15 protein-coding genes are annotated in these 20,601 nt (G+C 71.9%); 12 read left to right on the forward strand and 3 right to left on the reverse strand.

What is annotated here, in order from left to right:
* Window positions 1-97 precede the first annotated feature (97 nt).
* A complete protein-coding gene (locus ACFYX3_RS38085) occupies window positions 98-1,306 on the reverse strand; it encodes a Cmx/CmrA family chloramphenicol efflux MFS transporter (protein ID WP_389024079.1) in 1,209 nt (402 codons plus the stop codon).
* 423 nt (window positions 1,307-1,729) lie between these two features.
* Between ACFYX3_RS38085 and ACFYX3_RS38090 the strand changes: the two genes are divergently transcribed.
* Complete coding sequence (locus ACFYX3_RS38090; protein ID WP_389024016.1) at window positions 1,730-9,181, forward strand: polymorphic toxin type 27 domain-containing protein; 7,452 nt, start codon at window positions 1,730-1,732, stop codon at window positions 9,179-9,181.
* A 35-nt stretch (window positions 9,182-9,216) separates the two neighbouring features.
* On the forward strand, window positions 9,217-9,624 hold the full coding sequence (locus tag ACFYX3_RS38095; RefSeq protein WP_389024019.1) for a hypothetical protein: 408 nt from the start codon (window positions 9,217-9,219) through the stop codon (window positions 9,622-9,624).
* A gap of 76 nt (window positions 9,625-9,700) precedes the next feature.
* On the opposite strand, the gene ACFYX3_RS38100 is transcribed toward ACFYX3_RS38095, so the two are convergent.
* Window positions 9,701-10,435: a hypothetical protein gene (locus ACFYX3_RS38100; protein ID WP_382654342.1), complete on the reverse strand. Its 735-nt coding sequence runs from the start codon at window positions 10,433-10,435 to the stop codon at window positions 9,701-9,703.
* Between the two features lie 119 nt (window positions 10,436-10,554).
* On the reverse strand, window positions 10,555-11,229 hold the full coding sequence (locus ACFYX3_RS38105) for a hypothetical protein (protein ID WP_389024023.1): 675 nt from the start codon (window positions 11,227-11,229) through the stop codon (window positions 10,555-10,557).
* A 280-nt stretch (window positions 11,230-11,509) separates the two neighbouring features.
* Here ACFYX3_RS38105 and ACFYX3_RS38110 point away from each other — a divergent pair, with 280 nt between their 5' ends.
* From ACFYX3_RS38110 to metK, 10 genes are all read left to right on the forward strand, one after another.
* A complete protein-coding gene (locus tag ACFYX3_RS38110) occupies window positions 11,510-12,946 on the forward strand; it encodes an MFS transporter (RefSeq protein WP_389024026.1) in 1,437 nt (478 codons plus the stop codon).
* A 79-nt stretch (window positions 12,947-13,025) separates the two neighbouring features.
* Entirely contained in the window at window positions 13,026-14,192 is a 1,167-nt protein-coding gene (locus tag ACFYX3_RS38115; RefSeq protein ID WP_389024029.1) for a trans-sulfuration enzyme family protein, read from the forward strand.
* A 105-nt stretch (window positions 14,193-14,297) separates the two neighbouring features.
* Window positions 14,298-14,837 carry a MaoC family dehydratase gene (locus ACFYX3_RS38120; protein WP_389024032.1) on the forward strand — a complete coding sequence of 180 codons (540 nt, stop codon included), beginning with the start codon at window positions 14,298-14,300 and terminating at the stop codon, window positions 14,835-14,837.
* A gap of 82 nt (window positions 14,838-14,919) precedes the next feature.
* Window positions 14,920-15,762, forward strand: coding sequence for a class I SAM-dependent methyltransferase (locus ACFYX3_RS38125; RefSeq protein WP_389024035.1), 843 nt, complete (start codon window positions 14,920-14,922; stop codon window positions 15,760-15,762).
* Window positions 15,759-16,802 carry a class I SAM-dependent methyltransferase gene (locus ACFYX3_RS38130; protein ID WP_389024038.1) on the forward strand — a complete coding sequence of 348 codons (1,044 nt, stop codon included), beginning with the start codon at window positions 15,759-15,761 and terminating at the stop codon, window positions 16,800-16,802. The genes ACFYX3_RS38125 and ACFYX3_RS38130 overlap by 4 nt, the downstream gene beginning before the upstream one ends.
* 23 nt (window positions 16,803-16,825) lie before the next feature.
* Window positions 16,826-17,719 (forward strand): diiron oxygenase, encoded by an 894-nt coding sequence (locus tag ACFYX3_RS38135; RefSeq protein ID WP_389024041.1) that lies wholly within the window; start codon window positions 16,826-16,828, stop codon window positions 17,717-17,719.
* A 40-nt stretch (window positions 17,720-17,759) separates the two neighbouring features.
* Complete coding sequence (locus ACFYX3_RS38140; RefSeq protein ID WP_389024044.1) at window positions 17,760-18,650, forward strand: hypothetical protein; 891 nt, start codon at window positions 17,760-17,762, stop codon at window positions 18,648-18,650.
* A gap of 1 nt (window position 18,651) precedes the next feature.
* Entirely contained in the window at window positions 18,652-19,116 is a 465-nt protein-coding gene (acpS, locus tag ACFYX3_RS38145; protein WP_376585478.1) for a holo-ACP synthase, read from the forward strand.
* Window positions 19,117-19,129: 13 nt separating this feature from the next.
* Window positions 19,130-19,381 (forward strand): phosphopantetheine-binding protein, encoded by a 252-nt coding sequence (locus tag ACFYX3_RS38150; protein WP_116159639.1) that lies wholly within the window; start codon window positions 19,130-19,132, stop codon window positions 19,379-19,381.
* Window positions 19,378-20,601: a methionine adenosyltransferase gene (gene metK, locus ACFYX3_RS38155; protein WP_389024048.1), complete on the forward strand. Its 1,224-nt coding sequence runs from the start codon at window positions 19,378-19,380 to the stop codon at window positions 20,599-20,601. The genes ACFYX3_RS38150 and metK overlap by 4 nt, the downstream gene beginning before the upstream one ends.

Here is a 20,601-nt window from a genome sequence, read left to right on the forward strand (position 1 = left end):
GTTCCTCGGCTTCTCGTGTCCCGGTCGGTTCATGAGCTCTGACTGCCGATCATGAACGAACTCATCGCTCGCGGCGGGATTTTCTTCAGAAGGCAGGTCAGCAGGGCGCGTCGGCCTTCTGCTCCTGCTGTCGGGGGGTGCCCGACGTGACCACGCGGGAGGGGGACCTGTGCAGCTTGAGGGCCACCGCTGCCGTCGCCAGGCCCAGGGCGGTCATCGCCGCGCCCGCCCAGGCGGGGGAGGCGTAGCCGAGGCCGGCGTCGATGACGGTGCCGCCGAGCCAGGGGCCGCCGGTGTTGCCGAGGTTGAAGGCGGCGGTGGTGGTGGCGCCCGCGAGGGTGGGGGCGGCGCCGGCGACGTTGAACATGCGGGCGTTGAGGGCCGGCGCGGTGTAGAACGCGGAGACGCCGAGGAGGAAGGCGAGCAGGACCGTCACGACGGGGCTGGACGCGAAGACCGCCAGGGCGATCAGGAAGACGGTCGACGCGGCGATGCCGCTGAGCAGCACCCCGAAGAGGTGGGCGTCGGCGACGCGGCCGCCGATCGTCGTACCGACCAGGGCGCCGATGCCGAAGAGGGCGAGGACGGCCGAGACCCAGCTCTCGTCGAGCCCGGAGACGTCGGTGAGGAGCGGGGCGAGGTAGGAGAAGGCGCAGAAGACGCCGCCCGCCGCGAGCGCGGTGATCGTGATGGAGAGGAGGACCTGCCGGTCGCGGTAGACGGCCAGTTCCCGCTTGAGGCGGGGCCTGGTGTCGGGGAGCGGGATGTGCGGGATGCGGGTGACGACGCCGACGAGGGCGATCGCGGAGGCCGCGCCGACCGCCCAGAACGCCGAGCGCCAGCCGAGGTGTTCGCCGAGGAAAGCGCCGGCCGGGACGCCGAGGACGTTGGCGATGGACAGGCCGCCGATCATGACGGCCATCGCCCGGGCGCGGGAGCCGACGGGGACCATCGCGATGGCGACGGCCGCGCCGACCGCCCAGAAGCCGGCGCAGGCGAGCGCGCTGACGACGCGGGAGACGAAGAGGACGGCGTAGTTCGGGGCCAGCGCGCCGGCGATCTGCCCGAGGCCGAAGACGGTGATGAGGGCGACCAGGGTCGTCTTGCGGGGCAGCCGGAGCGTCGCGACGGCGAGCAGCGGCGCGCCGACGACCATGCCGATCGCGAAGGCGGAGATGAGCAGCCCCGCGCGGGGGATGGAGACGCCCATGTCCTCCGCGATGGGCGGCAGGAGTCCGGAGAGCATGAACTCGCTCGTACCCAGGGCGAAGACGGAGAGCCCGAGGATGTAGACGGCCAGGGGCATACGGGCCGGGGGTATGGAGGGGGAGGGGGTGGTGGCGGATGTCGTGCGCTCGGCTGAGGAAGACGGCATGACATGGGTCAACCTGCGGTTTGTGCCTGTCATTCCGGGGTGAGGGGAATGTCTTGGCATGCGGGACGGATCCGCCCCGGCCCGGGTTCCTTACGCCGGGTAACAAGATGATCAACAACGCGGTCGGTTTGCCCGCCGCTGGGGTGTCGCGTGACCTTGGTCCAGATTATTTGATCTTCACGGGCGGGGGCGCGGCGTGGCATCGTCGCGATGTAAGCGGCAGTGCCGGTTCATGGGGAGAACCGAGTGCCGGCATGTGTCGTGACCAGGGGGAACGTCACCCGGCGGCAAGCCGCTCTCTGTCATGCCCAGATCATGGCACTGCCTCGCGATCGAGAGATTGACAGGCAGAGAATGTCCCTGTTCAGAGACGTCGGCAGACGCCGGCGTCGCATGCGGTACGCCCTCACCCGGGCCACCAGCGCGACCGCGCTGGTCACCGCCACGGCCGTACTCACCGGCCTGGTCCAGGCCTCGCCCGCAGCGGCCGACACCACCCCCGAGACGGACACCGGATACTCCCGCAACAGCATCGGCCAGGACCGGCGGCTCGACCGCTGCCTCGCCGGTGTCGCGCTGCACGTCGGCGGCCCCCTGATGAAGGCCAAGGCCGTCGAGGGCCTCACCGGCACCGAGGCGCAGCTCCGCGAGGCCGTCGGCGACCGCGGCTGGATCGGCTACGGCCCCCTGGGCCAGGCAGCCGACGCCGACAAGGAGGCGCGAGACGCCCAGTTCGCCGCGGAGACGGCCCGCACCAGGGCCCTCGACGAGGCCAACAAGCCCTACCGCGAGTCGGCCTGGGCCAGCGACGACATGGAGTGGCACGCGCCGAGTTTCGCCGACGCGATCACCCGGCACGCCGTCGTCGCCCAGACCGAGCTGGCCTGGCGCCTCGGCAAGGACGAGCACAGCAAGGCGAGCCCCGAGGCCGTCGCGCGCGCCAAGGCCGTCACCGAGGAGAACCGCGGCAAGGACTCCTGGCACGACTGGGCCGCCGACGACATGCTGCGGGACAGCGACGTCGCCTGGGACTACTTCGGCGGCACGACGTCCAGCGACGTCGCCTCCTACCTGAGGCGCGGCGGCTACGCCGTCGAAGCCCCCGCCAAGGACTCCGCCGCCTACCGCATCGAGGTCGAGGACCTCAAGCAGGCCTGGGCCGCCTGTGACTGGCAGAACCCGGTCGATCCGCGACGCAAGCTCAACGAGCCCGTCATGGACGCGATGGTCGAGTGGGAGCAGGAGTACGCCGGCCAGGCCACCCAGCGCGCCGCGATCATCAAGGCCGAGGTCGAGGCCTCGGTGTCGGCCCGCAAGGCCACCGACCTCATGATCCAGTCCATCGAGCAGGCCTGGTTCGCCGACCAGATCCTGACCTGGCGCAAGTACTGGACGGACGAGCTCGCCCAGGACCCGGACACGATCTTCGAGAAGCCGGACCAGGCGTTCTACGACAAGGCCACGGCCGACCTGGCCCGGACCCGGACCGACGTCGCCGCCCTCGTCACCTCCGCCAAGGCGCAGGCCGCCACGGCGGCGGCCGCCGCGGAGAAGGCCTCGACCGCCCAGCAGGAAGCCTGGGGCGTCGCCGACGCGACCCATGTGCCGCGCGGCCGGGGTCTGATGTACGCCCAGCAGTCCGTGCAGGTCGCCCGTGCCTCCGCGGCGGTCGCCGCGGCCGCCGCGAAGGCCGCCGAGACCGCGCTGAACGCCGCCGACGCGACGATCGCCACCAGCGACACGCTGCTCGCCAAGGCGCAGACCGAGTCGCGCGCGATCGACACCGAGTTCCGCCGCGTCGCCGCGCAGGAGGCCGCCGCCCAGGCGAAGGCCGCCGCCGACAGCGCCGAGGCCAACGCCACGGCCGCCGCCGAGAGCGCGAACACCGCCAAGGCCGCCCGTACGACGGCCGAGGACAAGCGCGACAAGGCGAAGGCCGCCGCCGGCACCGCCGCCACCGAGCGGGCCAAGGCCCAGACGGAGCAGGCCACCGCCGTAGCCTCCCGTGCCAAGGCCGCCGCCGAGCGCGCCAAGGCCGCGGCGGCCGAGCAGCGCGCCGCCGCCCAGCAGACGACGGCGACCAGCGCCGACACGGCAGCCGGGACCGCGAGCAGCGACGCCAGGGCCAAGCGGACGCTCGCCGACGCCAAGGCCAAGGCCGCGCAGACCGCCCGCGAGAAGGCCGTCGCCGCCCTCCAGGCCAAGCAGGCCACCGCCGCCCGCGCCGCCGCTCTCGAAGCCGCGGCCACCGCCGCCGAGGGCACCGCGGCCGCCGCCGAGACCCGTACGGCCGCCACCGAGGCCCGTACGGCCGCCACCGAGGCCGCACAGGCCGCCACCGCCGCGCAGACCGCCGCGGACCAGGCCACCGCCGCCGCCGTCACGGCCCGCTCCGCCGCCACCACGGCGGAGGGCGCCGCCGCGCGTGCCCAGGCGAGTGCGAGCGCCGCGTGGTCGGCGTACCGCACCTCCCTCGGCGAGGCGTCCACCGCGCACGCCGCCGCGGCCACCGCCCTCGAGGCGTCGAAGGACGCGGCGATCCGCGCGGACAACGCCGCCACGGCGTCGGAGAACGCCACCGGGCTCGCCAAGAAGGCCGAGCAGGAGGCGATCGCCGCCGGGACCGGGGCCGCCGAGGCCGTGAAGTCCGCCGGGACCGCCGCGGGCCGCGCCTACGCCGCCGGCCAGGCCGCGCTCGCCGCCCGCGACAGCGCCACGGCAGCGGGTACCGCCGCCGGCGACGCCGTCTCGTACGGCGCGCCGTACCAGGAGAAGGACAGCGCGGCCGCGTTCGCCGTGCTCGTCGGCCAGTCGGCCAAGACGGTCGCCGAGCAGCAGGCCGCGGCCGCCGAGGCCAAGGCCGCGCAGGCCGAGCAGGCGGCGCAGTCCGCACAGCAGACCGCCGCGCAGGCCACCGGCGACGCGAAGCTCGCCGCCGAGGCCGCCGCCGCGGCCGCCTCGGACTCGGCCCGCGCCGCCGAGGCCGTGACCCGTGCCCAGGCGTCCGCGGCCGAGGCCGCCGACGCGCAGCAGGGCGCGAAGACCGCCTCCGACACCGCCGGCGAACACGCCGTACAGGCCGGGAACGACGCCGCCTCCGCCCGCCTCACCGCGGACGAGGCGAGCGACGCGGCCACCGAGGCCGACCGTGAGGCCACCGACGCCGAGCGGCACGCCGCCGAGGCGAACGGCAGGGCCGGCCGGTCCGCCGACGCGGCCAAGGAGGCCGCGGAGAAGGCGACCAAGGCCGAGCAGGACGCCAAGGACGCCGAGACCAGGGCCGGCGACGCGGCGGGCGACAGCACCGCCGCCGAGGAGGCCGCGAAGAAGGCCGAGCAGGAGCAGCGCGAGAAGAACGAGGCCGCGCACAAGGACGCGCTCACCGAGGGCACCACGCCGATCGAGGGCGGCGCCTCCAACTGGCCCGTGCTCGGCGAGCGCGAGGAGCAGATCCTCCTCGACGCCTGTGGCCAGACCTGTGTCGACGACTACCGGAAGGGCCTCGCGGCCGTCTCCGTGAACGTCGTCGCGTGGGCCGACGCCAACGGCGGGCGGATCCTCTTCGAACAGCTCGACGCCGCCAAGGTGAAGACCTGCCTGGCCGGGTCCGACGTCGACGACTGCCTCTGGGCGCTGGTCGACATCCCGTCGAACGCCGTGATCGTGGGCCGTGTCCCCGCGCTCGCGCAGGCGATCGAGAAGGTCTCCGACGGCATGCGGACGATCTTCCGCGACGCCGACGACGCGCTGCGCCGGCTCAACGAACTGACCGCCGTCATCAGCGAGGCCCGCTCCACCCCGCGCCTCAACCGGTGCCTCGCGGGTGTCGCCCTGCACGCGGGCGGCGCCAAGACGAAGGCCCTGGCCATGCAGGGCCTGACCGGTGGCGACGCCCAGCTGGAAGCCGTCGTCGGCGAGCGCGGCTGGATCGGCTTCATGCCCCTGGGGCAGGCCAACGACCAGGACCGTGAGGCCGGTTACGCCTACCTGGACGCCTTCGCGGCCCAGAAGGCGATCCTGGAGGACGCCAACAAGCCGTACGCGATGAGCTCGTTCGACGACGGGATCACGCTGCACGCACCGGAGTTCGGCGCCGACGTCATCGCGTTCACCGCCGCCACCCAGGCGAAGCTGGCCGAGCGCATCGGCTGGGACGCGCACACCAACGCGAGCCCCGAGGCGATCGCCAAGGCCCGGCAGATCACCGAGCAGAACCGCGGCAAGGACAGCTGGAACGACTTCGCGGCCGACATCATGCTGCGGGACTCCAACGTCGCCAACACCCGATTCTTCGGCGGCACCACGTCCTCCGACATCGCCAGGTACCTGCGGTACGGCGGCTTCCCCGCCGGCAAGGTCGCCGAGGGGACGCCCGAGTTCCGCGTCGAGGTGGAGAACCTCAAGCAGTCGTGGTCCGCGTGTGACCACGCCGACCCGGTGGACCCGCGCAACGCCCTGAGCGAGGCGGTCTCCCAGGCCTCGGCCGAATGGGAGGCGGAGTACGCCGGTCAGGCCGCGCCGCGCGCCGTCATCATGCAGGCGGAGGCGGACGCCGCCGCCGCGACCCGGTCCGCCACCGCCGCCATGATCGAGGCCATCGGCCAGGCGTGGCGCGCGGACCAGATCCTGCGCTGGCAGAAGTACTGGCACGACCAGCTGGAGGCCGACCCGGACCACATCCTCAAGCCGAAGCAGGCCCTGTTCGACCAGGCGAAGGCCGACCTGGCGAACGCCCGGGGCAAGGTCCAGGCGCTGGTCACCACCGCCAAGGACCAGGCCACCGCCGCCAACGCCGCCGCCCAGCGTGCGGTGACCGGCCAGCAGCAGGCCTGGGCGATCGCGGACGCCGCCGAGGTGCCGCGCGGCCGGGGCCTGATGTACGCCCGGCAGTCGGTGCAGGTCGCCCGCGCCTCGGGCGCGGCCGCGACGGCCGCCTCCAAGGCGACCGAGACGGCGCTGAACGCGGCGAACGCCACCGTGTCGACGTCCGAGGCGCTGCTGGCGCTGGCGAAGACCGAGGCGCACGCCGTCAACACCGAGTTCCGCCGGATCGCCGCGCAGGAGGCCGCCGCCCAGGCGAAGGCCGCCGCGGACAGCGCCGACGCCTACGCGGCCTCGGCCGCGGCGAACGCCGAGACCGCGAAGAAGGCCAAGGAGAAGGCCCTCGCGGAGGAACAGGACGCCAAGCAGGCGGCGGCCGACGCGCAGGCGCAGCGTGCCGTCGCCGAGCTGGAGCGCGCCAACGCGGCGGCCTACCGGGCCACCGCCGAGCGCGAGCGGGACAAGGCGGCCGGCCACGAGGCGGACGCCGTCGCCCAGGGCCGGATCGCGAGCGACGCCCGCGCCTCGGCCGAGGCGGCGGGATCCACGGCCTCCTCCAAGCGGGCCGTCGCCGAACAGGCGGAACGCGACGCGGTCGCCGCCCGCGACAAGGCCCTCGAGGCCGAGCAGCGGCGGGACTCGCTGAACGCGAAGGCCGCGGCGTACGAGGCCAACGCCGCAGCCGACGAGGGTACGGACGCGGCGACCGCCTCCCGCGCCGCCGCGACCGACGCCCGTGCCGCCGCGAACGAGGCGACCACGGCGGCCACCGACGCCCGCGCGGCGGCGAACGCGGCCACGGCCGCGGCCACCAGCGCCCGCGAGGCGGCCACCAAGGCGCAGGGCTCCGCGTCCCGCGCCAAGGCGGCGGCCGACAGTGCCTGGGCGTCCTACTGGATCGCGGCCGGTTCCGCCGCCGCGGCGCACGCGGCGGCGGCCGAGGCCATCGACGCCTCGCAGGCGGCCGCGGCCGACGCCAAGGGTGCCAAGGAGCAGTCGGAGAAGGCCTCCGCGGCGGCCAAGGTCGCCAAGACGGAGGCCGCGGCCGCCCGTTCGGAGGCGGCACAGACCGCGTCCTGGGCGGCGGTCACCGCGGGCAAGGCGCTCGCGGCGGTGCAGTCCTCGCTCGCGGCCCGTGACTCGGCTGCCGCGGTGACCAAGCCGGCGAACGAGGCCATCGCCCTCGGCGGACCGTTCCAGGAGGACGACAGCTCGGCGGCGTTCGCGGTGCTGACCGGCCAGCAGTCGCTGACGATCGCACAGCAGCAGGCCGCGTCCGCCGCCGCGACGGCGAACCAGGCCGAGGAGTTCTCCGCCGAGGCGAAGGCCCTGGCCGCGCAGGCGGCGGCGGACATGAAGCTCGCTGCGGAGGCCTCCGCAGCGGCGGCGGCCGACTCGCTGCGCGCCGCCAAGGCGTACCAGCGGGCCCAGGCCTCGGCCACCCAGGCGGCGAAGGACGCCAAGGACGCCCAGGCGGCCGCCGGCCGTGCCGACGGCTACGCCATGGCGGCCGGCGAGGACGCCCTGAAGGCGTCGTCGGCGGCGTCGGACGCGCAGTCCGACGCCAACGCGGCGGACGCGGCGGCGACCGAGGCGGAGAAGGACGCCGCCAACGCCCGTGCCGTGGCCACCAAGGCCGAGGAGGACGCCGCCAGCGCCCGCGCCACCGCCACCAAGGCGGAGGAGGACGCGACGGCGGCCGAGACGGCCGCGGCCGGTGCCAGGGACGCGGCGGAGGAGGCCCAGGCCGCCGCCGACCGCACCGAGAAGAGCGGCAACGGCGAGCAGATCTCGCAGGGCGTCACCACCGGCATCAGCGATGTGTGGGCGGTCCTCGACCACATCGAGTACATCGGCGAGCCGCAGAACGTCAAGAAGGACAACTGCAACCCGATCATCCACATCGGGGACTGCAAGATCACGTCCGACGTCACGTACAAGTCGCACGTCGACGTGTACATGTGCATGGTGCCGTGGGAGCAGTACACGGCCTCGGGCAGCTGCCCGGCCGCCGAGACCGTCTACCTCGGCCCCGAGGTGTCGAAGGCCGAGACGAAGACCCTCAGCATCACGCTGACGATGACCGAGTTCAACTCGGGGATCGACCCGGTCGACATCCTGCTCGGCGACTTCATCGGCTGCGCCAAGCTGCTCACGCCGGGTGTCTCCGGCGGTAGTTGGGGCGATTGCGCCTGGGCGGCGAGCTGGTTCGTCGGCGGTGTGATCTTCCGGTCGGCGAAGGCCGGAGTGATGGCGCTGGACGCCGCCATGAAGACGGGCATCGGGTTCATGGACGCCTACCGGGCGCTCCGCACCATCGGTCTGACCGAGGCCGCCGTCCAGGGCATCATCAGCCGTCTCCTCCGGAAGATCGGCGAGGCGTGCGAGGCGGCGAACACCGGGACCTTCAAGCTCGCGGCGTTCTCCGTCGCGGCGGCCGGCGACGAGGTCGTCAAGGAATGCACCAAGATCCTCAGCGATCTGGTGAAGGACGGCGATCACATCGTCCTCGGGGTCAACCCCCACTCGGACGATCTGGCCGGGGCTCTCGGCGCGAAGACGTTCAACAACAAGGCGTTCGGGACCAACCTCCCGGCGGCCATGGGGATGGGGGAGCGCCCCATCTGGACGGTGGGAGTGGAGCGAGCTGTGGCCAACCCCAACGTGGAGCTCTCGGTGACCCTGGACGGTGTCGAAGGCGCCAAGAACGCCGACGAGGCGCTGGCTCTGCTTCTGGAGCGAGGGGAAACGATCCCGAACAGCGACTGGGAGCTCATCCGGAAGGGCGGCTACGGAACCGCGTGGGAGATGACCAAGCTCCGTGCGGCCCTCCGGATGGAGTACCGCAACTGGGCGTCCATCAAGTGGTACATGACCAAGCTCGACGAGGCGGGCAAGCCGGTGCTCGACGCCTCGGGCAAGCCGGTGTTCGAGCGGGTGTTCCCGAAGAAGCTGACGTACGCCAATGGAACGCCGGTGGAGTAGCGAGCCGGTGGAGCAGCGAGGAGAAGATGGTGGGCATGACAGATTTCATCCGGGAGGGGCGGCTCTTCAGAGTCAGCGGGTTCAACCCCTCGCACCGCCTGCTCTTCCTGACCAGTGAGGCCACGCTGGTGGACGGGACCACGACCAGGGTCGAGGTCTCCTTCGGGCATGTGGAGCTGATGTTCCTCAAGCCCCTCTACCGGAAGGGGCTCCACATCCGGCGGGCGACCGCCGCCGAGTTCGGCGTGCTCAGCGAACGGCACGGCATTCCGGCGGAGGACTCCGCTTACACCTGGATCCTGGATCCGGAGGGCGAAAGCTTCGTCGTCAGCGCCCATCCGAGCTGGCGGGAGGCGGAGTACGCCCTGATGGGCGAACGGGAGTCGTTGTACGACGGCCCCTGGCCGCCGGAGTTCCCGGCGGAATCGGGACACGTCAGCTGACCGTCGAATGAAAGGGGGCCGTCCCCGGTGCGGATGCACCGGGGACGGCCCCTCTCCGTTTCCGCGGCGGGCGGTGTCAGCCCCTCGTGTCCGCGATCTTCTTCAGCTGGGCGTCGACCACCGGCACCGGGATCGCCGCCTTGCCCGGGTCCAACATGTTCACGCCGTAGAAGGCGGCGACGACGCCGCCGCTGCGGACCACGGTGTACGTCATGGGCACCTTCTGCTTGCCGATGTCGCCGGTGATCCGGTAGGCGACGGTCTCGTCGGCGCCGGCGCCGAGCTTGGGGGCCGGGAGGTTCTCGACCTTGCCGTAGGTGAGACCGAGGGTCTTGAAGCCCTTGGGGCAGGCGGTGACGGCGGCGCGGAGGTCGGTCATGACGCGGGTGGCGTCGGCCTCCGAGTGGGAGGCGAGCCACATGGAGCCGACCGTGGCGTCGGTGGCGGCGGTGGGCTTGAGGGAGCGGTGCGCGACGCCCACGGCGGGGAGGTGGGTGAAGCCGCCGATCAGGCTGGCGAGGGGCTGGCAGGCCTTGTTGTCGGACTTCATGTCCCGGCCGGCCTCGACCTCGGCCTTGGCGATCTTCTTGGCCTCGTATCCGGCGGCCTTTCCGGTGAGGGCGGCCTTTTCGAGCTGCGCGGCGTCGAGGGCGCCGATGCGCTTCGCCTCCGCGGAATTCTTCTCGTCGGCGCTCTGCGCGGTCGCCTTCGGCTTCTTTTCGCCGGATTCCGCGGATTCCCCGCTGCATGCGGACGCCAGAAGCAGGGCCGGTATTACGGCGACGATCGGAAGGGCCCTGTTCAGTCTCATTTTCTTTTACTTTCCTGGCGTCTCTCGCGGGTCAAGGGCAAACGAAAATGATCTTACCGGCGGTAGGGGTCCTTCCTCATTACGTTTTGGCGTCGGCGAGGTCCTTCCGGCCCGTTCGTTCAGTCCTTGCCGGACTTGTCCGCCAGTTCCGCGAGTTCCCGTTCCAGGTTCTCCCGGGCCCGCTCCTCCCAGGCCGCCGCGCCGTACGGGGTGCGGAAGAGGCGGGGGAGGCCGAGGAGCTGGCGGAGGACGGCGGCGCGGCCCTTGCGGAAGTCCGGTTCGGGGACGAAGGCGTACTCCTCGCGGACTGCCGCCGCATACCCCCGATAGGTGTCCGGGGCGGTGGCCAGGATCGCCAGGTCCGCGTCGCAGAGGGTCTCGCCGTTGAGGTCGCCGGCGGCCGGGTCGTGGGTGGTCGTGAGGCGGACGAGGCGGGCCACCTCGCTCACCTCGTGCGGGGTGAGGCCCGCTTCCGTGAGCGCCTTCTCGGCCAGGGTCGCCGAGCGTTCCTCGTTCTCCGAGCGGTCCGGGCGGTAGACGGCGTCGTGGAACCAGGCCGCGAGCCGTACGAGCTCCAGCTCGCCGCCCTCCCCGCCCTGGTCGGCGAGCTCGTCGATGCGGTCGAGGACCGCTCTGAGGTGGGCGACCGTGTGGTAGCGGCGCTGCGGTTCGGCCCAGCGGGACAGCAGGTTCCGGCCGTACGGGGCGGGGTCGGGGCCCTCGCGGCCGGCGCGGGCGGCGAGCAGGGTGGTGTTCCAGCGCTGGAGCAGGGCGGGGTCCTGGTCTGCGGTCATGGGGGCATTCTGCCCGGCCGGGGGCACGGAGGCGGGGCTTCCGACGCGCCGCCGCGTGTGCAGAGGCGGCGCTTCCCGCGCCCCGCCGCAGGCACGTGGACGGCGCGCCCCGCGCCCGCCGCAAGCGTCGAGGCGCCGCCTCCCGCGCGCCCCCGCCAGCGCGGAGGCGGTGCTTCCCATGCGCTCTCACCTCACCCTTACATACCCCCCATGGGTATGCTACGGTGCTCCGCACAGGTACCCCCTAGGGGTATGCAGCAGCGAGTGAAGGGTCAGGGCAATGTCAACCGTCAATCCCCGGCGCTGGTGGGCACTTGTCGTGCTCGCCGCCGCTCAGTTCATGGTCATCATGGACACCTCGATCATCGGCGTCGCGCTCCCCGAGATGCAGAAGGACCTGGGCTTCTCGCAGAGCGAGCTCCAGTGGATCTTCAACGCCTACGTGATCGTCTTCGGCGGCCTGCTGCTCCTCGGCGGACGCCTCTCCGACCTCGTCGGAGCCCGCAAGATCTTCGTCTCCGGCTGGGCCGTCATGATCGCCGGTTCGGTCGTGGCCGCCGCCGCGCAGACCGCCTGGGTCGAGATCGTCGGCCGCGCCGTCCAGGGCGTCGGCGGTGCGCTGATCGCGCCCTCCGCCATGACCCTGCTCATGATGCTCTTCATGCACGACCCGAAGGAGCTCGGCAAGGCGATGGCGCTCTACGGCGCCGCGGCCCCCGCCGGCGGCACCGCGGGCGTGTTCCTCGGTGGTGTCTTCACCGAGTGGGTGAGCTGGCAGTGGGTCTTCATCATCTACATCCCGATCGGCCTCGCGACCCTCGCCGCCACCAAGCTCCTCCCGAACGTCGAGTCCCGCCGCGGCTCCGTCGACATCCTCGGCGCCGTCGCCGTCACCGCCGGTCTCGCGCTCGCCGTCTTCGCCGTCGTCCGTGCCCCCGAGGTCGGCTGGGGCGCCACCGCCACGATCCTCGAACTGGTCGGCGCCGCGGTGCTCCTGATCCTCTTCTTCGTCATCCAGAAGAGCATCCGCGAGCCCCTCATGCCGCTCAGTGTCTGGCGGGTCCCGCGCCTGGGCTCGGCCAACCTGGCCATGACGCTGCTCGGTGCCGCGTGGATCCCGATGTGGTACTTCCTCAACCTGTACCTCCAGCAGGTCCTCGGCTACGGCGCCTTCGAGTCCGGTGCCGCGCTCCTCCCGATGACCGTGCTCCTCATGATCTTCATGACGGCCATCACGGCCCGGCTCATGATGAAGGTCGGCGCCAAGCCGCTCATCGCGGGCGGTCTGCTCGTCCTCGCCGCCGGTCTGGTCTGGCTCGCGGCCGTCGAGCCCACCGGCACCTTCCTCGTCGACGTCCTGCCGGCCTCGCTGGTCGCCGCTCTCGGCATGTCCCTCGCCTACATCCCGACGATGATGAGCGCGATGGCCAACGCCCCGCAGGAGCAGGCGGGTCTCGCCTCCGGCATCGTCAACACCACCTACAACGTCGGCTCCGCGCTCGGCCTGGCCGCGCTCACCGCCGTCGCCATGTCCCAGGGCGCCGACCAGCTCGGCAACCTGCCGAAGCTGACGGAGGGCTTCTCCTCCGCCTTCATCGGCGCCGCGATCATCGCCGCCGTCGGCGGTGTCGTCACCCTCCTCGTCATGAAGAGCGACAAGACGGTCGCGGCCGAGGCCGCCGCCCCCGCGTCGCAGGGCGAGAAGGTCTCCGTCTGACCCCCGTCCCGAAGGGGCCGCCCGATGTCCGACCCCGGACGTCGGGCGGCCCCTTTCCCGTATTCGGAGAGGATTCCCCGTGGAACTGAACACCCGTGCCGTGCACGTCTTCAACGAGCCCTTTCAGGGCGGCAGTTGGCCGCTCTCCGTGCCTCTCGTCCAGTCCTCCGCCTTCGCCTTCGACTCCGCCGCCGAGCTCGCCGGCGCGATGGCCGACCCCGACGGCCGGTACGTCTACAGCCGTCGCGGCAACCCGACCGTCCGGGCCCTGGAGCAGACCCTCGCGGGGCTCGAATCGGGGGAGGGCGCCATCGCCTTCGCCTCCGGGATGGGCGCCATCAGCGGTGTCCTCCTGGCCCTGCTCAAGCCCGGCGACCGGGTGGTCGCCCAGCGCTGCCTGTACGGCGGGACGCACGCCGTCCTGGCGGACCTCGCCGAGCGGTACGGGATCGAGGTCGTACGGATATCCGGCGACGACCCGGCCGAGTTCGAGGCCGCCGCCGTGCACCCCGCCACCCGGCTCCTCGTCCTGGAGACGATCGCCAACCCCACCGGCCAGGTCCCGGACCTGCCGGGACTGCTCGCCGCCGCCCGCGCCCTCGGGGTGACGAGCCTGGTCGACAACTCGCTCGCCTCGCCCGTCCTCTGCCGCCCCCTGGAGCTCGGCGCCGACATCGTCGTGCACTCCACCACCAAGTACCTCTCCGGGCACTCGGACGTCCTGGGCGGCGCCGCCGTCTTCGCGGACGACGCGCTGCGCCGCCGGGTGTGGCCCCGCACGGTCGAACTCGGTGCCTGTGCCGACCCGTTCGCGGCCTGGCTCACCCTGCGCGGGATCCCCACGCTGCCGCTGCGGATGCGCGAACACTGCGCCAACGCCGCCGCCCTCGCCGAGCTCCTCGCCTCCCGCGTCGGCGTCACGGCCGTCCACCACCCGTGGCGCCCCGGCCATCCCTCGTACGACACCGCCAGGAAGGTCCTGGCCGGCGGCGGGGGGCTGCTCTCCTTCGAGCTCGCCGGGGGCCGGGAGGCGGGCCGGGCGTTCATCGAGCGCGTGCGGCTCGCGAAGCTCGCGCTGTCGCTCGGAGGCGTGGAGACGCTGGTGGCCCATCCGGCGTCCACCTCCCACCGCGAGCTGGACGCGGACGCGCTCGCGGCCGCGGGGATCGCGCCCGGTCTCGTGCGGATGTCGGTCGGGATCGAGGACGTCGAGGACCTGTGGGGCGACATAGCGCAAGCACTGTGATGAAGGGCCCCCCGGGCCCTTATTTTGGGTTGACAAAATAAATGACTGATTCGTAGATTGGGTGATGCCAGGAAACGCAGACTCCTAGGTCAAGGGGGGCGCGCGATGCGCTACTTCGAGGACTTCCGGCCCGGCGACGTCCATGAACTGGGCACCGTCACCGTCACGGCGGAGGAGGTGCTGGAGTTCGGCAGGCGCTTCGACCCGCAGCCCTTCCACACGGACCCCGAGCTCGCGAAGGACTCCCCGTTCGGCGGTCTGATCGCCAGCGGGTTCCACACCCAGTCGATGTTCATGCGCCGCTACGTCGACGGACTGCTCGCCTACAGCGCCTGTACGGGCTCGCCCGGCATCGACGAGGTCCGCTACCTGCGGCCCGTCCGCCCGGGTGACGTCCTCACCGCCCGCGTCGAGATCCTCGGCGCGACCCCGTCGCCGTTCAATCCCGCCACCGGCACCGTCAAGCCGCGGTGCACGCTCGTGGCCGCCGACGGGACGGCCGTGTTCAGCATGATCCTGCACAGCATCTTCCGCCGGCGCCCCGCCGACGCCGAGGCCGGCCATCTGTCGTCGATGCCCGCGGCCGAGGACCCCGTCGCCTGTGTGCGACCGGCCAAGACCTGTGTCCCGGCCATGAGCGCCTGACGAACCGTCCTTCGTCGGGCCCCTGAACACGGCCGTCCGAATCACCGTCGAATCCCGTATCCCAAGTGAAGGGGGACCTCCTGTGGAGGCCGTATCCCGCACCGCCCAGTGGACCGCCGCCGCGCGCGCCCTGGAGACCGAGCGCGAGGACCGGCTGTTCGCCGATCCCTACGCGCGCACCGTCGCCGACGAGATCGGCTTCGAACTGCTCGCGCGCTACGACGGCGGCGGCATCGTGCCGTTCCTCGCCATCCGCACCACCTACCTCGACCGGGCCATCGTGAAGGCGGTGGAGGAGCGCGGCATCCGGCAGGTCGTCTTCCTCGCCGCCGGCATGGACACCCGCTTCTTCCGGCTGCCCTGGCCCGACGGCGTCACCGTCTACGAGCTCGACCGCCCGGCGCTCCTGGAGGCCAAGGCCGAGATGCTCAAGGACGAGCCGCTGCCCGCGGGCCGCACCCGGGTCCCGATCCCGGTCGACCTCACGCAGGACTGGACCGGCCCCCTGAAGGAGGCCGGCTGGAAGAGCGAGGAGCCCGTCCTGTGGGTGGTCGAGGGCCTGCTGTTCTTCCTGCCCGAGCAGGCCGTACGGACCCTCATCTCGCTGCTCGCCTCGCACGCCGCGCCCGGCTCCGTGCTGCTCGGCGACGTCATCTCCAAGTCCGCCCTGGAGAACCCGCTGGCCCGCACCTTCATGAGCGCGCTCAAGGAGGACGGCAACCCGTGGCTCTTCGGCACCGAGGAGCCGGAGGCGCTGCTCGCCGACTGCGGCTGGGCCGTACGGGAGGTCAGGCAGCCCGGTGAGGACGGCGCCTCCTTCGACCGCTGGCCGTACCCGGTTCCGGCCCGCTCCGTGCCGCGCGTGCCCCGCTCCTTCCTGTTCACGTGCGACACCCCGGCGTTCGAGGAGGAGAAGGCCGCATGAGCGCCCACGACTTCCACCAGCGGGTCATCACCGACGCCGGCGCGGCCGTCCGCGGTCTGACCGTCGCCCTCGGCGAGCGCCTCGGCCTGTACAAGGCCCTCGCCGCGCACGGCCCGATCACCGCCGGCGACCTCGCCGCGAAGACCGGCACGAACGAGCGGTACGTCGAGGAGTGGCTGCACGCCCAGCTCTCCGCCGGGTACGTCGAGCGGCACCCCAGCTCCCTCACGTACACGCTCCCCGCCGACCACGTCGAGGTCCTCGCCGACCCGAAGGCCGTCACCTACGCGGCGGGCTTCTTCACCGCCCTCAAGGCGCTGTACGCCACCGAGGACCTGCTCGTCGAGGCGTACCGGACCGGTGACGGCGTCGGCTGGGCCGAGCACGACGCGGCCCTGGACACCGGCATGGGCTCCTTCTTCCAGCCCACGTACGAGCACAAGCTCGTCCCGGACTGGCTGCCCGCCCTGCACCAGGTCACCGACAAGCTGAACGGCGGCGGCACGGTCGCCGACGTCGGCTGCGGCGTCGGCCACACCACCCTCCTCATCGCGAAGGCCTTCCCGAACGCCACGGTCCACGGCTTCGACTACTCGGAGGAGGCCATCTCGATCGCGCGGGAGCTCGCCGAGGAGGCCGGCCTGTCCGACCGGGTCGTCTTCGAGGTCGCCTCCGCCGACGACTACCCGGGCTCCGGTTACGACCTGGTGTGCTTCTTCAACGCCCTGCACGACATGGGCGACCCGGTCGCCGCCGCGCAGCACGTCCACAAGTCCCTGGACGCGGACGGCACCTGGATGCTCGTCGAGTCCAACGTCTCCCCGCAGGACATCGACACCCAGACCCCCGCCGCCCGCATGTTCATGGCCCTGTCCGCCGTGATGTGCCTGCCGGTCGCCGTCGCCCAGCGCGGCCCGCACGCCCTCGGCAACCACTCCGGCGAGAAGGCCTTCCGGGCCATCGCCGAGGAGGCCGGCTTCACCCGCTGGCGGCGCGCCACCGAGACCCCGGTGAACGCGGTCTACGAAGTCCGCCCGTAACCCCACTCCCAAGGAGCGAGAACATGGGCGTCGCCGCCCCGCTGCCGGTCACCGACCGGTTCATGGAGGTCCTGGAGCGTCTCAGCGAGCGCTCGGTCGAGGACTACTACAACCCGTACCAGACCTTCCAGTGGCCCGAGACACTGGAGGAGAACCGTTTCTGGATGACGCCGGAGCTGCTCACCGTCTACGGCACCGAGCACTACGACACCCTCGGCGAGGAAACGCTTCAGCGCCTGTCGAAGTGGGAGTCCATCAACTTCTACAGCCTCAACGTGCACGGCATCCGCGAGCTCCTCATCGAGGTCGTCGGCCGCATCCACATGCCGGGCTTCGAGGTCCCCTCGGACTTCTTCCACCACTTCATCGGCGAGGAGAACGAACACATGTGGTTCTTCTCCGAGTTCTGCCGGCGCTACGGCCACAAGATCTACGGCTCCACCGGCATGCGCGCCGACGCCGCCTGGGAGCCCGAGGTCGAGAACTTCCTCGTCTTCACCCGCATCCTCTTCTTCGAGGAGCTCGTCGACCACTACAACTCCCGGATGGCGAAGGACGACTCCCTCTGCCACACCATCCGCGAGGTCAACCGGATCCACCACCAGGACGAGTCCCGGCACATCGCCTTCGGACGCGAGCTGGTCTCCCTCCTGTACCAGCGGATGTGCCAGGCCGTGAGCGCCGAGCGGATCCGCGAGGTCGAGGCGTACCTCAAGCGGTACGTCGTCTACAGCATCAACTCCCTCTACAACCCGCACGTCTACCGCGACGCCGGCATCGCCGACCCGCTGGCCCTGCGCAACGCGCTGGTCGCCGACGAGCGCCGCCGTCCCCACGAGCGCAAGGCCATCCGCAAGCCGCTCAGCTTCTTCCTGAAGACCGGGATCTTCTCCGACGACACCCTGCCCGTCGTCTGAGCTCCGCCGAGGGACCTCCCAGCCGAGAGGTGCACCGATCATGACCATGACCACCCCCGAGCAGAACGTCGGGGCCACCAGGGGTCTGCCGACCCTCGGTCCGGAGGGGACCCGCCTGCTGCGGCTCCTCGACGAGACCTTCGAGGGCTGGGGAGTGGCCGCGGGCGCCCGCACGATGACCATGCCCCCGCTGCTCCCGGCCGCCGACCTGGCCCGGCTCGACTACTACGACAACTTCCCCCACCAGGCCGTCGTCGCCGCCCCGCTCGACCTGGAGCGCCGCGCGACCACGCCCTTCGACACCGACACCGGCCGCTTTCCGACCGCCGCGCTCGAACCCGCCGCGCTCGGACTGCCCTCGGCGTCCTGCTACGCCGTCTACCTCACCCACCAAGGCACCCAGGTCGCCGACGACACCCTCGTCACGATCTGCTCCTGGTGCTTCCGCAAGGAGACCCACTACGAGGGAATGCGGCGCCAGCTCGGCTTCCGCATGCGGGAGATCGTGGCCATCGGCGGGCAGCAGCACGCCGAGAACCACCTCGCGGACTTCACCGCCCGCATCCAGGCCTTCGCCGCCGCCCTCGACCTGCCCCTGCGCAGGGAGGCCGCCTGCGACCCCTTCTTCGACAAGGGCAGCTCCAAGGCGGTCCTGCAGCGCCTCACGCCGGTGAAGTACGAGTTCCTGTACGAGGACCTGGCGATCGCCTCGGTCAACACGCACCGGAACTTCTTCGGCGAGCGCTGCGACATCACGCTCGGGTCCACCGGCGGCCCCGCCTTCACCAGCTGCGTCGCCTTCGGTCTGGAGCGCTGGCTGTCCGCGCTGACCCGCCGGTACGGCAGCTGGGAGGACGCCACCCAGGCGGTCCTCGACGCGAACGCCCGCATGCGGGCCGATGCGAGCCTCGCGGCCGGGCCGGTGATCTGACGTGCCGGCCCGTCCCGCCGCCCCGCCGGCGGGCGGCCTGGGGTGGGCGAACCTCGGCATGGACATCGTGTCCGTCAACCGTGTCCGCAGACTCCTCGCGCAGTACGGGGAGAAGTTCTTCGAGCGGATGCTCACCCCCGGCGAACTCGCCGACTGCCGCACCTCCTCCGGGCTCGACGTGCTGAGCCTGTGCGGACGCATCGCGGCGAAGGAAGCGGCCTTCAAGACGTTACGCGTCCGGGGCAGGTTCCTGCCCTGGCCGGACATCGTCGTACGCCGTTCCGAGGGCGGCTGGCCGCTGGTGGAGCTGCACGGTCCGGCCGCCGAGATGGCAGCCGAGTCCGGCATCTCCGAGATCACCGTGTCCATCAGCCACGACGTGGACTACGCGGTCGCGGTCGCCGCGCCGATCATCGCCCCCACCCCTTCCGCCCCCACACCCTTCCCAAGCAGCAGCAGTAGCTAAAAGGAGAAGCATCATGGCCGACGGCCTGCAGACGGTGAAGAACTGGATCCTCGAGCGTCACCCCGAGCGCGACGACATCGCCTCCGACCTCGACCTGATCGAGAACCGGCTCATCGACTCGCTGTCCTTCGTCGAGTTCGTCTTCCTCCTGGAGCAGGAGAGCGGCACCGCCATCCAGATGGAGACCCTGGAGGTCGACTCCATCCGCACCCTCGGCGCCATCGAGCAGCACTTCTTCAAGACCCCGGCGGAGGTCCAGGCATGAGCCGCCGCCTCTTCACCTCGGAGTCCGTGACCGAGGGACACCCCGACAAGATCGCCGACCGGATCAGCGACACCATCCTCGACGCCCTGCTCGCCGAGGACCCGCACTCCCGGGTCGCCGTCGAGACCCTGATCACCACCGGCCAGGTCCACATCGCCGGCGAGGTCACCACCTCCGCGTACGCGCCGATAGCCCAGCTGGTGCGCGACGCCGTCCTCGACATCGGCTACGACTCCTCCGCGAAGGGCTTCGACGGCGCCTCCTGCGGCGTGTCGGTGTCCATCGGAGCCCAGTCCCCGGACATCGCCCAGGGCGTCGACACCGCCCACGAGGTACGAGTCGAGGGATCCTCCCGGAGGGACGAGGACGACGAGCTCGCCTCCCAGGGCGCCGGCGACCAGGGCCTGATGTTCGGCTACGCCTGCGACGACACGGCCGAGCTGATGCCGCTGCCGATCGCCCTCGCGCACCGCCTGTCCCGGCGGCTCACGGAGGTCCGCAAGGACGGCACCGTGCCGTACCTGCGTCCGGACGGCAAGACGCAGGTCACCATCGAGTACGACGGGGACCGCCCGGTCCGCCTCGACACGGTCGTCGTCTCCTCGCAGCACGCGGCCGACATCTCCGTCGAGGGCCTGCTCACGCCCGACATCCGCGAGTACGTCGTCGAGCACGTCCTCAAGCAGCTCGTCGAGGAGGGCGTCAGCCTGGAGTCCGACGGCTACCGGCTCCTGGTCAACCCGACCGGGCGCTTCGAGGTCGGCGGCCCGATGGGCGACGCCGGACTCACCGGCCGGAAGATCATCATCGACACGTACGGCGGGATGGCCCGGCACGGCGGCGGCGCCTTCTCCGGCAAGGACCCGTCGAAGGTCGACCGCTCGGCGGCCTACGCCATGCGCTGGGTCGCGAAGAACGTCGTCGCGGCCGGTCTGGCCAAGCGCTGCGAGGTGCAGGTCGCGTACGCGATCGGCAAGGCGGAGCCCGTCGGCCTCTTCGTGGAGACCTTCGGCACCGGCACCCTCCCGGACGAGACGATCCAGGAAGCGGTCAGCGCGGTCTTCGACCTGCGGCCGGCGGCGATCATCCGCGACCTGGACCTCAAGCGGCCGGTCTACGCGGCGACCGCGGCGTACGGCCACTTCGGCCGCGAGCTCCCCGACTTCACCTGGGAGCGCACGGACCGGGTGGAGGCCCTGAAGAAGGCAGCGGGGGCGTAG

Origin of the sequence: Streptomyces sp. NPDC002463 (assembly GCF_042889835.1) — a bacterium.
GTDB lineage: Bacteria > Actinomycetota > Actinomycetes > Streptomycetales > Streptomycetaceae > Streptomyces > Streptomyces nymphaeiformis.